This is a genomic window from Priestia sp. FSL W8-0524, assembly GCF_038005965.1.
GTDB classification, from domain to species: domain Bacteria; phylum Bacillota; class Bacilli; order Bacillales; family Bacillaceae_H; genus Priestia; species Priestia zanthoxyli.
In genome coordinates this window covers 1,616,064-1,632,166 of record NZ_JBBOUG010000001.1, presented here as the reverse complement: position 1 = coordinate 1,632,166, position 16,103 = coordinate 1,616,064, and the positions used below count along the sequence as shown (strand labels likewise).

At 37.5% G+C, this 16,103-nt stretch carries 12 protein-coding genes; all 12 read right to left on the bottom strand.

Translation table 11 applies throughout. The features are described from left to right. Positions 1–145 precede the first annotated feature (145 nt). Positions 146–565 (bottom strand): universal stress protein, encoded by a 420-nt coding sequence (locus NST66_RS08115; RefSeq protein WP_028413689.1) that lies wholly within the window; start codon positions 563–565, stop codon positions 146–148. Positions 566–791: 226 nt separating this feature from the next. After that, a complete protein-coding gene (locus NST66_RS08110) occupies positions 792–989 on the bottom strand; it encodes an IDEAL domain-containing protein (RefSeq protein ID WP_013082792.1) in 198 nt (65 codons plus the stop codon). Between the two features lie 344 nt (positions 990–1,333). Continuing rightward, a complete protein-coding gene (locus tag NST66_RS08105) occupies positions 1,334–2,830 on the bottom strand; it encodes a CoA transferase (RefSeq protein WP_340843257.1) in 1,497 nt (498 codons plus the stop codon). Between the two features lie 243 nt (positions 2,831–3,073). Then, positions 3,074–3,319 (bottom strand): DUF2164 domain-containing protein, encoded by a 246-nt coding sequence (locus NST66_RS08100; RefSeq protein ID WP_098626754.1) that lies wholly within the window; start codon positions 3,317–3,319, stop codon positions 3,074–3,076. Between the two features lie 117 nt (positions 3,320–3,436). Then, positions 3,437–4,801, bottom strand: coding sequence for a glycoside-pentoside-hexuronide (GPH):cation symporter (locus NST66_RS08095; RefSeq protein WP_098112760.1), 1,365 nt, complete (start codon positions 4,799–4,801; stop codon positions 3,437–3,439). Positions 4,802–4,896: 95 nt separating this feature from the next. After that, positions 4,897–6,846, bottom strand: a complete 1,950-nt coding sequence (locus NST66_RS08090; RefSeq protein WP_182028680.1) for a beta-galactosidase — start codon at positions 6,844–6,846, stop codon at positions 4,897–4,899. A gap of 612 nt (positions 6,847–7,458) precedes the next feature. Next, positions 7,459–8,856, bottom strand: coding sequence for a glycoside hydrolase family 28 protein (locus NST66_RS08085; protein WP_328153053.1), 1,398 nt, complete (start codon positions 8,854–8,856; stop codon positions 7,459–7,461). Positions 8,857–8,898: 42 nt separating this feature from the next. Then, positions 8,899–10,389 carry a UxaA family hydrolase gene (locus NST66_RS08080; RefSeq protein ID WP_034264545.1) on the bottom strand — a complete coding sequence of 497 codons (1,491 nt, stop codon included), beginning with the start codon at positions 10,387–10,389 and terminating at the stop codon, positions 8,899–8,901. Between the two features lie 12 nt (positions 10,390–10,401). Continuing rightward, positions 10,402–11,865, bottom strand: coding sequence for a tagaturonate reductase (locus tag NST66_RS08075; RefSeq protein WP_340843256.1), 1,464 nt, complete (start codon positions 11,863–11,865; stop codon positions 10,402–10,404). Between the two features lie 117 nt (positions 11,866–11,982). Further along, on the bottom strand, positions 11,983–12,996 hold the full coding sequence (locus tag NST66_RS08070) for a LacI family DNA-binding transcriptional regulator (protein ID WP_028413696.1): 1,014 nt from the start codon (positions 12,994–12,996) through the stop codon (positions 11,983–11,985). 102 nt (positions 12,997–13,098) lie between these two features. Then, a complete protein-coding gene (locus NST66_RS08065; protein ID WP_028413697.1) occupies positions 13,099–14,481 on the bottom strand; it encodes a glycoside-pentoside-hexuronide (GPH):cation symporter in 1,383 nt (460 codons plus the stop codon). Between the two features lie 47 nt (positions 14,482–14,528). Further along, positions 14,529–15,950 carry a glucuronate isomerase gene (uxaC, locus tag NST66_RS08060; RefSeq protein ID WP_340843255.1) on the bottom strand — a complete coding sequence of 474 codons (1,422 nt, stop codon included), beginning with the start codon at positions 15,948–15,950 and terminating at the stop codon, positions 14,529–14,531. Positions 15,951–16,103 lie beyond the last annotated feature (153 nt).

Sequence of the window (16,103 nt, the reverse complement as noted above, 5' to 3'; positions counted from 1 at the left end):
ATCAACTGCTAGAAGCAACTATATACATGAAACCTACGTTCACCATACCAATAAAAAAATCCAAACGAGTTGGATTCTTCATCAAGAATCTCGATTCATCGTTCGGATTTTTCTTTAACTAAACTACTTTTACCCCAGCCTCTTTTTATTTAACAATAATAACAGGACATTCTGCGGATTGAGCAACTTCGTGACTTACACTTCCTAGAAAGGTCTCTTTAACAAAGCCCTTTCCTCGGCTTCCTATCACAATGACGTCTTGTTGATTGTCACGTGCGTATTCAATAATTTTCTTTGAAGCAGTGCCTTCTACACCGTATGCCTCATATGGAATACCTGATTGAGTTAAATGATTGTGAGCTTCAGATAAAATATCGCGGTTTTCTTCTTCTATCAGTGCGTCCAAGTCAACGCTAAAAACAGGCTGCTGCAAGTGAATTCTTTCCTTAATATGTACAATTGTCAGCTTATTAGCATTTACGCTTTCAGCTAGTTTACTTGCATGTTGAAGAGCACGAATAGAAGGTGCGGAACCATCAAAGGCGACTAAGATTTTGTTATACATATCAAGAACCCTCTCTCTTTTTGTTCTTTCATGATGTATTACCATCTAGATGCTGTAGATGATAAAGCAAAAAATAATAAAGTAAGAGACTTCTTGATTTTTGCTTTATCATCCATACTATACTTTTACCGCTTTCAGAAAAAACAAAACATTTATCCGTTTTTTTCCATATGAAAAGCCTTTGCTCACTAGAAGCAAAGGCTGATTGTTTATGTTAGTAGGTTATTTAACAAACTTCTTTTAACTCTTCAGTTAAACGTAAAAAAGTTTCTTTATCTCTTTTTTCTAAAGACTGATCGATTTGCAGTAAAAGCTGTGCTTTTTTAAAGTCACGAAGAGATTTGTTTAGCACTAGTTGAGCTGCTGTCGCGTCTGATACTTTTACTTCTTCTCGTGTCATTTTGCGGGACGTATAGTTTTCCATTACAAGTCAACTCCTCATCCTTTTCGCTATTATATAAGAAATCATATAATTATTCAAATATTTTTTCTTATTTTTCATTTTAAATTTGACCCCCAAAAACCGAGATTAAGACATAGCGAAATCAATTCAATCTAAAGACAAACAAATTGGATACATGAGCTGAACCGCTTGTGACACCGCTGTTGATTTCCGTGCAAGCGCTAGAAGCATCTACCCACATAAACGAAACCTACGTTCATCACAATAACAAAAAAATCCGAACGAGTTGGATCCTTTATCAAGAATCTCGATTCATCGTTCGGATTTTCTTTCCACTAAAATAATTTTGTCTCAGCCTCTTGTTATCACAACCACTCTGGGCGTGAAGAACCTCGAGGAACGAGAACCGTCTTATATTCCCCTGGAGTTTCCGACATTTCGATTTGTTCTGTAAGCCCTTGGTACAATCCTAAAGGTGTTTGGGCTGTAAAGAGATCCGGTGCAATGTACTCATGCTTCTCTGACGAACCAGCTGTTTGATGAGCATATGTTTTATCATAGATGCCCATTGATAAAATCCATAAAGATACGCGATCTAATGATACACGCACGCGGTAGCTGCCTCCTTCTTTTGCTCTTCTTTCCAATGCCATTAAAGCACCAACTTCAAGCAGCCAAGAAACTGCATAATCATTGACAACTACAATAGGAGGCAGCTTAGGATTTTCTGGCGATCCTTCTAACGCCATGACTCCCGTTACGCTTCCCGCTGTCTGGTCAAATCCATTTCTTTTTGCCCACTCTCCTTGCGTCCCGTGCAGGTTAACGGTGCAGTGGATGATTCCAGGTTTTAATTTTGCACACTCTTCAGCTGTTAGACCGTATCTCTCTAGAAATCCGTAGCGACGGTTCCCAAAAAAGATATCGGCTTCTTTTAGAAGATCAACCATTTTTTCTTTTCCTTCTTTTTCACCGATATCCAGCGTTGAAGAGCGCATACCGACATTAGACGTAGCGTAAATCGTATCATGCTCCCAATCCGTTGGCTTCCAAATATTTAAGACGTCCGCACCGTGTAAAGCGAGAGCTCTACCGAATCCTGCTCCTGCAATAACGTGACCAAGCCCTAATGCTCGAATACCATCTAGCGGCGTTTTAGGGTTCTTGGAAAAAGGAATTCGCTCACTTTCTCCAATCTTTTCAATTTCAATTAAAGGAAGCTGAGCTATTTCTTCATACACGGCTTCTTTCATAAACTCTTTAATTGTCCGCACAACAGGCATGATCACTCCTCGCTCCGCTGCAGCTTTTTCCAATTCTTCTGCATTCCATCCGCGAATCGCTTTTGCCACTGCATCAGGGTCTTCTATACAATTTAATAGCTTGAGCGTTTCATGCTTAGAGCGTGGATACGGATTCAGCGGCATTACCCATTTGCCGTCTTTTGTTTGATAAAAGCGAAAGCCTAATGGATTATAAGGATCATTTGCTTTACTCGGGGCATACCCATTAAGCTTTTCCCATTTTTTATCGTAAAAAGGTGATAATCTTCGGATCGCTTTTCGTAAATCCATATGAATATCTTGACCTTTTCCTCCGCGTATTCTCCAAATTTTTGAGACAGCTACTGACTTAGCAACCAGTGCAATAGCTGCTGCTGAGGCAAGTCGCAGCGTACTAGGAACAATCGGATCTTCTCCGTAAAATGTAATGTTTCCTCCGCTGTCTTTTGCTGATAAGCCGACTCCTTGAAGCACATTTTCCAGCTCTTGATAGATATCAAAATCACTATTATCCGTTAAACGATTTTCATTTGCTTTCACAATAGATTTTGTTAGCTGACCTTTCGTAATGTTGCTCATGTGTAGTCCCTTCTTTCCTCATATAATTACCTCATTATGTCCCTGCTTGCTGAAGTTATGCCCTCATCAAGTTAAATCAAAACACTTTAAATATAACCTTTACGTTAACGTTAATATTATCTTAAAACGAATGTATCATATATCACTTGGGCGAACAAATAATTTGTTTCATAAACAAACAAAAGCGCTTTATGTTTTTGTACATAAAACGCTTTTTTCCTATTTCATATTTTCTTTTTCGAACTACTTTTCGATTGGTTTTTTTAATGCATGTAAATTTTCTTCTGCAGAAATCATGACCTGGTTCATAATATCTTCCGCATCTTTAATGGCTTGGTTATAAAAGTGAGGACCTATATGTTCTTTAATAAACTCCAATACATTTTCCGCTGCAAATTCACTGATTTCTTCATCTCGTTCGTTATAAAAAAACGTTTGAATTTCATTCAGCATTTTATCTTTGTCTTCTTTTGAAAAATTAATAAACATAAACAAAACTCCTCTTTACATTGATATCTGTCTACCTGACATCATAGCAAGAGGAGCTGAGAAAATGCAGTCTTTTTTTCTTGTGATTTTTGTGTACAATGCTTGTGTTGATTTGAATTAGCTAGACACTTTCATAGCCGGTTTTTCTTTTATGCGGCTTGAGCGTTTTTTCATATCCTGTAAAATCTCTAAATATCTCTTTTCCGTCAACTCATATTTTACGAGTGGGACAAGTGATAACAAGCAAAGAATACCCGGAATAATCGTAAAGATTAAAGCAATCCAAATGAGCGTGCTGTGTGACTGAATTTGATTTGGCACGTACCCTACTGCTGAAAGGATGTACCCACCTACTGCTCCACCCACTGCTGAAGCGACCTTTGTTTTGAAAATATTCGTAGAAAACACCATTCCTTCTGCTCGGTTCCCCGTTTTCCATTCGCCGTATTCTACACAGTCAGCGAGCATAGATGTTTGAGCAATGTTACTAACCCCACCGCCAAAAGAAGCTAAAAAGCTTAAAATCATCACTGGCATAACGTGGAAACCCGTTGCAAACATTGTAAGAGTGGCTACAGCATTTAGGGCAATTCCCCCTATTGCTGCACGTTTCTTTCCAAATTTATTTGAAATGAAAGGAGACGCGATCGCTCCTACAATTTGTGCTGTAAAAAATAAGGTTAAATAAAGAGACGCGATGTTCTCTGCATTTAAATTGTATTTAAAATAGTAAATAGAAAACGTAGTTCGAATCGTTAAAATTGTTTCAACTAAAAGCATTGAGAAAATCAGGTAGCGCAACGGTCTATTTTGAATAAATAAGTTCCAAACTGCTTTTGGCGTCTGCTTTTCCTGTCTTTTTACGGTATAGTTTTCTTTTACTCCTGAAAATGTGATGATCATTGTAATCATTAAGATACACGCATAAATAAGACTAAGCATAAACCAGTTTCCAAAATAATGAGCTAGTGGAAGAGTTAATAAACTAGCAAATAAAGACCCTACTGCTGCAATTGTTCTAGGAAAAGCTACAACTTTATTTCGTTCTTTTACATCTTGTGTAATCGTTGCTGAAAGCGACCAATAAGGAATATCCATGATAGCAAAGCTTGTTCCCCACGCGATATAAGTGATATAAGCATAAATTAATTTTCCTGTGTGAGAAAGATCCGGACTAATAAAACACGCGACTGTAGCAACAGCTGCAAAAAATCCGCCTATTAAAAGATAGGGCCTAAACTTACCAAATCTCGTTTCTGTATTATCAACAATCATTCCGATAATAATGTCTGCAATTCCATCCCATATCCTTGCAATAAGAAATAAGGTTCCTACGGCTGCAGCATTTAATCCTACACTATCCGTATAAAAAATCATTAAATATGTACTTGTTAATGCATAAATAATATTGTTTCCAAAACTCCCCATTCCGTATGATAATACGGTTTTGAGAGAAACTTTTGACTGTACCCCCATGCTCATGTAACCTAACTCCCTTCTCCTATAAAACGCTTTCATATCATATTATGAGTGACTAGAATCTCATTGCTTTATGAGATTCTAGTGTCCTGTTGCTACTACATGTTTTCTACAACTCGACTTTCGTAAGGCTGCAGAACAATATCTTTAAATACTTTTACTTCTGGCGTATGGTTCATAAGGAAGTAATAACTTGTCTCTCCAAGCTTGCGAGGATATACTTCAACTCCATCTTCACTTTCCGTATGCTCAATCTGCTGCTGTTTTACAATATCAAGCGCCATTTTTTCAAACGTTTGCCCTTCAATTCCACAGCCTACATAATAGACCGTCCCGCGACCAAACTGATTTTTTGTTACAGCCGCTTGATTATAGAATGGATCATCATACTCATACAGCACTTCAGCTGTTACAGGTGTGATAATGTCTCTCCACACGGACGCACTTGCTTGTTCTCCTTCATACGGTCCTTTTCCTTTAATAGCTGCTTTTTGAGTAGAAGACAGTGCTTCCACTTCATGAATTTCAATCCCTGTTATTTCTTTTACATATCCGGGCAGCGTCTGTTTAAAGTGAATATTATTTTGTTTGTCTTTAATGCCGGTTCTAAACGTAAAAACGATGACGCCTCCGTTTTCAGTAAATTCAGTAAATCTTTTACCTAGTTCTTTATCAATGATTTGCAAAGCCGGAACAACCAGTACTTTATAGCTTGAAAAATCTCTTGTAGCAGGAATAACATCAATAGGTGTATTCAACTTATAAAACGGTGTATACCCTCTAAGAAGCTCTTGCGTAAAGTCAAACCCTTCACTTTGCTGCTGAAAACGCCATGACCATATATTTTCATAGTCATATAAAACGGCAATCTCCGATTTAATATCAGACTCAAGCACATGTTCGTAATGAACGATTTCACTAAATAACGACTGAACTTCTTTGTAACGTTTTCCATAGTGATTATCGTGACCTACAATTCCGTAGCAGTATTGCTCAGCTCCTCTTGTCATTCCGCGCCAGCGAAAATACAGCATATTCGTGCATCCATGAGCAAAAGCTTGATAAGACCACATTTTTGCCTGATTAGGTCGCGGTAGATAACCGATGATATCATGACCTTGAGCACCCATTAATTCCTCTACAATCCAGAAATTTTTATGTAACAAGCCTCTATTAAAATCATGACCTAGTGCAATATGAGCCGGGGTAATCGGCTCTGTTTGACCGCCCCATACCGGATAATTATCATAGGATACAAAGTCCATTACTTCTAGGTTTTCTTCATGATCGAACCATTTATCAAAAAAGCCTCCTGATACGTTCGTGGTCAACAGCTGGTGATCACCTTTATATTTCTTCACAATCGCTGTTTGTTCGTGAGCGTATCTGTTTAACGAAAAAGAGCGAAAGCGGGCCCAGTCTAGCTTTAACGAAGGGCTGTGTGTCGTAATTGTTTTTACAGGCATAGGCACTTCGGTAAAGTCGTTATACGTTTGTCCCCAGAAAATAGTGCCATACTTTTCATTTAACTCATTAATATCTTTATATTTTCTTTCCAAAAACTGCTGAAACTCTTTATGACATTGTTCGCAGTAACACATATCACTGCCTTCATGGCCAAATTCATTGTCAACTTGCCATGCTACGATTGCTTCTTCTGAGCAGTAGTGCTTTACTAGTTGTTCTGTAATCTGAGCGCTATACTGCCGGTAAAGAGGAGAATTAAAACAATATTGACGTCTTCCTCCAAATGCTCTGACCGCCCCATTTTCATCTTTTGATAAAATAGAAGGATGCTGCTTCGCAAGCCAAGCCGGAAAAGTGGCAGTAGGGGTACCAAACATAACGTCAATATTCTGTTTTTTAAGCTTATTGATAACGCTATCAAAAAAAGAAAAGTCATATTGCCCTTCTTTAGGCTCCATAAGATGCCAAGCGAACTCCCCTATTCTCACCATATTTGATCCTAACTCTTTAATACCTTGGATATCTTCTTCTATCATATTCTCTGGCCAATGTTCAGGGTAATAATCGACGCCGATGTACATTTTTCTCTACTCCTATCTATTTCTTTATTTCATTAAATGAACGTTTTCCTGTTACTTGTTAAGGTATTCTTGGAAACGGTGATCAAAAGCAAAAAAATCACATTTCCTATCTTCATAAATAATTCTCTATTCAACTTTTAAGATACATACTTTCTAATCTTTTAAAACGCTTACAAGTTTATTTTATGAACTTTATTCAAAATATTCAATGGTAAAAATTTAGAGAAAAACATCCTTTTTTTGCTCTTTATTAAAATAAAGAATAAAACGCTTACAAAGACAAATGTTTTTATAATTCTTTTATATATCTTCCCTCACACTTCCCACATCCACATTTAGGTAATAAATTGCTTAGAAAACAATCTTCAAAAGTCATTTCTTTCATACATGTTATCTATCAATTAGTAAGAGTCATTTGACTTATCTATAAAATAGTAAAAATTCCAGAGCAGGTTTTTACCATTATTAACACATTGATCCTACGTTCACCATCACAACAAAAAAAAAAGACCGCACAATGAATCGATAATCTCGATTCATTGTGCGGATACTTCTTGGGCTAAAATACGTTTGTTCTACCTCTTACTTGCAGCTGATTATGAACACGCCCTTTTACGGATTTGTATTCATGCAGCTTCCATTTATACAAAACTCTTCAAACACAGGGTTCTTTACATTCTCCATTAACAATGGGGTTGCAACATGCTGGAAATTAGAATGACGAATTGTTAGGTTTGTAACGGGAGAACGTTCATAGGCTCGAATCCATAAGCCGTATTTCCCTCCATTGCTTTGCAAATTTTCTATGTTGATATTACGAACGACGGGCGTAAAACTCCCTGTGTCTCCTTCTTCATAGTACATGTCTATTTGAATCACTTCACTGCCAACGCTTTTGACCGTATTGCTGCTAAAGTCGATATCTTCAATCGTTCCGCCGCGAACTGAATTTGTTTTAATACGCAGCGCCCGGTCTAGATTGGGACTGTCCATAACATTGTGCTGAGCAAATACGTTCCGGACGCTTCCTGATATTTCGCTGCCGATCACAACGCCCCCGTGGCCATCTTTCATTTCGTTTCCTTCAATAATAATATTTTCACTTGGTACGTTGATTCTTCTTCCATCTGCATTACGCCCCGACTTAATCGCAATACAGTCATCTCCATTGTCAAAATAAGAATCTTTAATAAGCACATTTTTACTCGATTCAGGGTCTACTCCATCATTATTAGGACCATGACCTATAATTTTTACATCATCAATTAAAATGTTCTCGCTTAAGACAGGGTTGATTTGCCACATGGGCGAATTTAAAATGGTTACACCTTTTATCATGATATTTTTGCTGTGATAAGGCTGAATAAAACTAGGTCGCAAATAGTGCCCTTTGCCAAATACGCGCTCTTTAACAGGAACTTTCTCTTCTGCCATTTTAAACAGCAAATCGCGATCTTGCTGTTGATTGGGCTCGCCTTCTTTCCATCCAAACTCCTTTTTTCCTTTCCAGGGCCACCAATGTTCGTTATCACCCTGTCCATCTAACGTACCTTCTCCTGTAATCGCAATATTTTTTTCGTTATAAGCATAGATAAGCGGTGAATAATTATATAGCTCCACGCCTTCCCATCTTGTTAAGACAGCAGGTAAGTATTTGTCAGGATTTTGACTAAACTTAATGGTAGCTTTTTTCATTACATGAAGATTTACGTTGCTTTTTAAATAAATCGCACCGGTAACATAAGTTCCTGGTGGAACAACAACGCGCCCTCCTCCTGCTTTGTTAGCCGCTTCGATTGCTTTTTTAAAAGCAGCCGTTGAATCAGACTTTCCATCTCCTGCTGCTCCGTACCGCTTAATATTAAACGTACGGTTCGGAAATGAAGGAGGCTGAATTTGTTCTTTAACTGCTGTTATTTTTTCACTTGCTGAAAGAGCTTCTCCTTGGGCAGAAAACGGTAAAATAAGCATCAGAGTCATCACAAACAAAGAAAGCACATATTTTTTCACTAGCTTTTCCCCTTTCGTTTAACAATCTAGTAACCGACTTATTTATAAAGTAACGCCTGTTTTAAAAATGGCCATTTCTTTAAAATCATTTTTTTCGTTATTTACAAGCTCTCCGCTAGAAACCCCGATCATGTACTCAATAAAGCTTTCTAACGTAGCTTCTTCTGTGTCACCTTCAACCAGTACCCCTCCATTAAAATCAATCCAGTGCGGCTTCTTGTTATAAAGAGCGGTGTTTGTAGAAATTTTTATGGTGGGCACAAACGTTCCAAACGGCGTTCCTCGTCCCGTTGTAAACAGTACAATATGACACCCTGAAGCCGCTAAAGCAGTTGAGGCAACTAAATCATTTCCAGGAGCACTTAGTAAATTTAAACCGTTAGTTTGTAAGCGATCTCCGTAATTTAACACGTCTACGACTGGGGCCGTGCCTGCTTTTTGAGTACAGCCAAGTGATTTATCTTCTAACGTTGTAATGCCGCCTGCTTTATTGCCGGGAGAAGGATTTTCATACACCGGCTGTTTATGATTGAGAAAATACGTTTTAAAGTCATTAACCAGATGAACAATTTTATCAAATGTTTGTTCATCAACAGCTCTTTCCATTAGCAGGGTTTCTGCACCAAACATTTCAGGTACTTCTGTTAAAACTGTTGTGCCTCCTTGAGCAATGAGCCAGTCAGAGAATTTACCGAGCAGCGGATTTGCTGTAATACCAGATAATCCATCTGACCCACCGCATTTAAGACCTACTTTCAGCCTGGAAATATCAACGTCTTCTCTTTTATCATCTTTAGCAGCAGCATAAATTTCTTTTAACAAAGTGACTCCTGCCTCAATTTCATCCTCGACGTCTTGAGATTGTAAAAACTTCACTCTGCTTTCATCAATTGTACCTAGCGCTTGTTTAAATTCTGTTAAGCTATTATTCTCACATCCAAGCCCTAATACTAATACGCCTCCAGCATTTGGATGCTGTACCATTCTCGTAAGCATGGTTCTTGTATTAAGGTGATCATCACCGAGCTGAGAACATCCGTAATTGTGTTTTAAAACGGTTACATGTTCAAAAGGCGAGATATCACCTATTTCTTTTTGAAACTGTTTAATCATTTGTTCGGCTATACCATTTACGCACCCTACCGTTGGAATAATCCAAAGCTCATTTCTAATTCCAATGTCTCCGTTTTTGCGGCGATATCCTTTAAACGTTAGCGATTGTTTTTTTTCTTTAGGAGCTGCTAACTTTTGATGAAATTCATATTCGTTAACATTATTTAAATTTGTTTTTGTGTTATGCGTATGTACCCATTCACCAGGTGAAATAGAGTGCGTCGCATGCCCGATTGGAAAACCATATTTTATAATGTTGCCGCCCGCTGAAATTGGCGTAAGAGCTATTTTATGGCCCCGTTTCACTTCTTCTTTTAGAGAAATTTCTTTTCCATCAACCATAAGGTTCTCTTGTGCTAAAAAATCTCGTAAAGCTACTGCTACATTATCTTCCTCATGAATACGAATTACTTCTTTCATATGCTTCACCTCTTACTGTTTAGTTGCGGTTACATAGAGAATTTCTTTTATTGCCTGTTTCATTCCGAGAGTTTCAATGGCTAAGACTCCATTTGTTACGGCTTCTGTTAAGCTAGGAATCGTATTTAAATTCTCTCCCCAATGCTCTTTACATCCCAGTACTTCTTTTACAATGTAAGAAATGCTTTTTTCAGTACCGTCAAACGTATTCCAAAGAGATTCATACATTTCTAGAACTGCAGGGTCATCTGATAGTTCAATTTTTTCTCCTTCTCTTTTTCCTTTATAAAAAGAAATGAGGGCACTGAGAGAAAATGTAAGCAAAGCCGGCAGCGCTCCTTGCTTTTCAACGTACTCTTTAAGAGTTGGGATGTTTCGCGTTTTAAACTTTGTCATGCTGTTCAAAGAGATGCTCATTAATGCGTGGTGGATAAACGGATTTTGAAAGCGTTCTAATGCAGATTTAGCAACTGGCAAAGACTCTTCTTCCGAAACTGGTAAACTAGGAATAATTTCTTCATACAGACACTTTCGAATAAACGTTCCGATTACATCATCTTCGACTGCTTCTCTGACCGTATTTAGTTCCGCTAAATACGCAACAGGCATCATAGCAGTATGAATCCCATTTAAAATTCTGACTTTCTGCAGCGCATATGGTGCAATGTCGTCCACAAATTTCACATGTAAACCAGCTTCTTCCGCGGGAAACTCTTCTTTTACCCACTCAGGTCCCTCAATAACCCATAAGTAAAATGGCTCTGCGATCACAAAAAACTCATCTTCATAACTCAGTTCATTGAGCAGATTTTCATCGTTTGGATAACCTGGCACAATTCGGTCAACAAGCGTGCAGCAAAAAGCATTTGCTTCGTGTATCCATTCGGTAAACTTTTTCTCTAAATTCCATTTGTCGGCATAGCGCAATACCATTTTCTTTAACAAATCCCCGTTTCGCTCCACTAATTCACAAGGAAGGATAATAAGTCCCTTTGTTGGATCTCCTTGAAAAGCTTGAAACCGCTTATATAGAAATGCCGTAACTTTACCAGGAAAACTCGTTTGCGGTGCATGTTCCAAGCGGTCTTCTTCTAAAAATGCGATACCTGCTTCTGTTGTATTAGAAATAAGAAATCTTAGCTCTTCTTTCTCCGCTAATTGCATATACGCCTCATAATCTTCATATGGATTTAGACCGCGGCTAATAGATTCAATTACTTCATGTTCTTTGACTGCTTTACCGTCTTGAATTCCTTGAAGAGAAACCGTAAACAAACCGTCTTGCTCATTCAATTTACCTGCATTTCCCGTAATTCTCGGATTGACAGCTACTATACTGCCTTTAAATGCAGTGTGTTTGTTCATTTGATGAATTTGCCAATCAGCAAACCCTCTTAGAAATACGCCTTCTCCAAACTGCAGTACTTTTTCTGGGTATATACGTGTGTTAGCTTGCATCTGACGGTTTAACTTCATGTTAGCATCTCCTTCTTTGCACACATTAACATTGTTATTTTTATAGCTTTTTATATTGTTTTATTTCTTAAAAATGTTAACGTTAACATTTTTGGGCCGGTTATACTAAATAACCGGCTACATAGATGAGCGTGACTTTACAGACTGGCGAACCATTAATTCGGTATTAATTAAAACTTTATTTTGCAGCATCTTTTTGTCATCTTTGTCCATTAATGATAAAACTGCTTCTGCTCCGGTCATGCTGATTTTCTCGATTGGTCTTTTAACGGTTGTGAGTGAAGGAGTGGTGTATTTGGCTAATTCAATATCATCAAATCCAATAATTGAGATATCACTCGGTACGTTTAGCCCAGACTCGAATGCGGCGTTCATAGCACCGATTGCCATATCATCATTTGAACAAAAAACAGCAGTAGGCGGCTGCTTTAACCTTAACAGTGCTTTCATTCCTTCATATCCGCTTTGCATATCGTAATTTCCTTGAATCATATACTCTTGGCGAATGGAAACATTGTGATCAATTAACGAGTTAAGAAATCCTTCCTTACGCTGTTGAGTTGATTTAAAACCTTCTATTCCTTCTATGATTGCAATATGCCTGTGACCTAATTCAATCAAATATTCGCCGGCTTTGTAGGCTCCTTCTTTGTCATTTGACAAAATATTAATAATCGATGAATCGTCAACTTGACGGTTGAGCACAATCAACGGGATGCCTTTTTCTACTACGTTATATATAAAAGTGTTATCACGGTCGCTTTGACTCATTAAAATAATCGCATCAAAGCGTTTATTGTTGATGTACGTATAATCATCATAATCGTCAATGCCTCTTACAAATAAATTATACTGAACATCAATTACTTTACTTACCCCTCTAATACTATCTACTAAAAAACTTGGTGACGTACCGTTTGCCATGCTCGTAAAAAACAATCCAATTGTATGAGATTTTTGAAGCACTAAATTTTTCGCATGATAATCAGGAATATAGTTAAGCGTATTTGCAATCTCTAAAATTTTCTTTTTTGTTTTTTCTTTAATAAGCGGACTATTGTTTAATGCACGTGAAACCGTTGTATGTGATACGTTTGCTAGTTTTGCAATATCCTTAATTGTAACACCCATTTCATTTACCTTCCTTTAATGAATCAGTATCGATTTTTATTATAAGGATATCACAAGTTAGTAGGAATAATAAGCAAATGGTGAATGTTATGACAGTTTTGACTAAGACCTAGCATGAATATCTTGGACAATCTCCGCGTGTTTCTTATCCGTTAGCTTATACATAAAACCAATAATCACTGCAGCAATGGATAAAGCAATAGCAGGATATAGTAACAGCAAACTTTTAATTCCCACTAATGTACCTGCCTTTTGTGCCACGTTTGGGATATACCCAACTAACCCTAAACCAATACCTGATAAGAAGCCGGATAGCGACTGAGCAAGCTTTCGAGAAAAGTTGAACAATGAATACGTTGTGCCTTCTTTTCTTTCGCCTGTTTTCCATTCACCATAATCAATAATATCTGATACAAATGCCCATGTAATCCCGTTAGGAATGCTGATACCTATAAAAGCAATACTTGCTAAAATCGTAAAAATTACGACGTTAGAAGGCATAAAGAAATTTACTGTGTCCGCTGCAATACTGATTCCTAAGCCAATCATTGCAGCTTGCTTTTTTCCAAATCGGCTAACAAGCTTTGGCAGCATAATGACTCCTAGAAAGGATGAACCAATAATAATAAAGTTCATGTAAGCCATCAATTTAACATTTCCTAAATTATACTGTGCAAAGTAAATAAGCATAGCTGATTTAATATTGTAAGCTGAAATGGTAAATACCGTCATAAACACTAAAATTAAAAGAGGTTTGTTACTTACAAACGTTTTAAAAATAGACTTGACTGATAGTTTTTCTTTTGGACTCTCTTTTACGACAATGCGTTCTTTGCAATTGCGATAGCATACATAAAAAGCGATGATTCCAATGACCGACATAATTCCCATAACAACGGGATAACCGATTTTTTCATTTGGAAATAACAGAATGAGCGGTACAACAGCAATGCTGGTTACAAACAGTGCACCTAATGATCCTGTTTGACGAAAAGCAGCAAGAGACGTGCGATCAGAAGTATTTTGAGTCATGGATGCGCCTAGCGATCCGTATGGAATATTGACAAATGAATAGCCAATTCCCCAAATCATATAAGAAGCGTACGCATAAATTAATTTACCCGCCGGTGAAAGATTTGGCGAAATAAACGTGAGTACGGTTAAAATGGCTAACACCATACTTCCGAATAGTAAATACGGCCGGAATTTCCCTTTAGCTCCGATGTTTTTTCGGTAATCAATGGACGAACCAACAATGGGATCACAAACTGCTGCAAATAACTTACTTACTAGAAAAATCCCTCCCGCAGCCGCGGCAGGGATGCCTGCCACATCTGTAAAGAACTTCAACAAGTAAAGCTGCCCTAAATCAAACATGAAACCGTTACCAAAATCACCCATACCATAAGATATTTTTTCTTTCACACTAAGATTTTTCTTTTCTACTTTTATTTCAACCTTTCTTTCTGTTGCCACAACACTCATGGTAATCCCCCTTCTCCCCTTGCAATTCTTTAAACTATTTTGCGCCTTTATTTTTGCAGCGTATAGGCTGGGAAGCTAAAGTAGTCTTTAGCATTTTCATAACATATTCCTTTTACAATTTGCTCAAGCAGCTGCTGGTCATTAGGTACTTCCCCTTCTTCCACCCACGTACCAATTAAGCTGCATACTAGTCTTCTGAAATATTCATGCCTTGTATATGAAAGAAAACTTCGAGAATCTGTCAACATACCGATAAACCGACTAAACAACCCAACATTTGATAACGCTTTCATTTGTTCTAACATACCTTCTCGTTGATCATTAAACCACCAAGCCGTACCAAGCTGCAGCTTGCCAGGAATACCGTCTCCTTGAAAGCTGCCAATTATACTTGCTAATACATAATTATCTTTTGGATTTAACGAATATAAAATCGTCTTTGGCAAACTATTTTGTACGTCCATTTGATCAAGAAGCTGTACGAGAGGCTCTGCCACTTGTCCGTCATACATCGAGTCATACCCTGTATCTGGACCTAACTGACGAAACATTTTGGTGTTATTGTTTCTAAGAGCATGAAGGTGAAATTGCATTGCCCAACCTAGCTCATTATACAGCTTCCCTAAAAGGATTAACGTATATGACTTGTATTTACTTTCTTCTTCAGTACTTACGCCTTCACCTTTTAAGGCTTTTAAGAAAATCTCCGAAACTTCTTCTTTCGAAGTCTTCGTATATACCATTTTATTTAGTGCGTGATCAGATAAACGCCCTCCCATGGAATGGAAAAAACGAGCTCGACTTTCAAGAGCTTTTAACAAATCATCATAGGTGTGAATGGAGCGGTTTGAACAATCTTGCAACTTTGCAATCCAGCTCTTAAACCCTTCTTGGTTGATTTCAAGCCCTTTATCCGGACGAAAACTTGGAAGTACTTGGGTCTCAAAACCTTGGACATCTCTTAGTTTCATATGATACTCTAATGAATCTGTTGGGTCATCCGTTGTACAGATAACTTTTACGTTAGAACGTGTAATAAGATCTCTTGCACCAAACTTACCGCTGCGTAATTTCTCGTTTGCTTTTTCCCAAATAAACGGTGCCGTCTGTTCATTTAATATCTCATCAATATTAAAAAAACGCTTTAACTCTAGATGCGTCCAATGATATAGTGGATTCCCAATCGTCATCGGAACTGTTTTAGCCCACGCGAGAAATTTTTCATAGTCACTCGCTGATCCTGTTATCTTTTCTTCTTCAATTCCGTTCGCTCTCATCAGTCTCCATTTATAGTGATCTCCATCTAGCCAAACGTTAGTTAACGTTTTAAACTGTTTATTCTCATAAACTTCCTGCGGGTTTAAGTGGCAATGATAATCAATAATCGGCATATCTTTTGCGTAAGTATTATACAAGTGTGCTGCTGTTTCATTTGTTAATAAAAAATGGTCATCCATAAACTGTTTCATTTCTACCTACTCCTTTACTTTTTTGTTAACGTTAACAAAATTTTATATGAGGATAAATAATCTTATTTATAGATAACTATTTTAATAAGATATAATCTTCAACAACAAAAATGTTAACGTTAACATTTTATTTAATTCTATTACTTATTTCTA

Coding starts and splice junctions, on each gene's coding strand:
- NST66_RS08115 (WP_028413689.1), bottom strand. CDS start 565: ATGTATAACAAAATCTTAGTCGCCTTTGATGGTTCCGCACCTTCTATT.
- NST66_RS08110 (WP_013082792.1), bottom strand. CDS start 989: ATGGAAAACTATACGTCCCGCAAAATGACACGAGAAGAAGTAAAAGTA.
- NST66_RS08075 (WP_340843256.1), bottom strand. CDS start 11,865: ATGAAGTTAAACCGTCAGATGCAAGCTAACACACGTATATACCCAGAA.
- NST66_RS08095 (WP_098112760.1), bottom strand. CDS start 4,801: ATGAGCATGGGGGTACAGTCAAAAGTTTCTCTCAAAACCGTATTATCA.
- NST66_RS08080 (WP_034264545.1), bottom strand. CDS start 10,389: ATGAAAGAAGTAATTCGTATTCATGAGGAAGATAATGTAGCAGTAGCT.
- uxaC (WP_340843255.1), bottom strand. CDS start 15,950: ATGAAACAGTTTATGGATGACCATTTTTTATTAACAAATGAAACAGCA.
- NST66_RS08065 (WP_028413697.1), bottom strand. CDS start 14,481: ATGAGTGTTGTGGCAACAGAAAGAAAGGTTGAAATAAAAGTAGAAAAG.
- NST66_RS08090 (WP_182028680.1), bottom strand. CDS start 6,846: ATGTACATCGGCGTCGATTATTACCCTGAACATTGGCCAGAGAATATG.
- NST66_RS08070 (WP_028413696.1), bottom strand. CDS start 12,996: ATGGGTGTTACAATTAAGGATATTGCAAAACTAGCAAACGTATCACAT.
- NST66_RS08105 (WP_340843257.1), bottom strand. CDS start 2,830: ATGAGCAACATTACGAAAGGTCAGCTAACAAAATCTATTGTGAAAGCA.
- NST66_RS08100 (WP_098626754.1), bottom strand. CDS start 3,319: ATGTTTATTAATTTTTCAAAAGAAGACAAAGATAAAATGCTGAATGAA.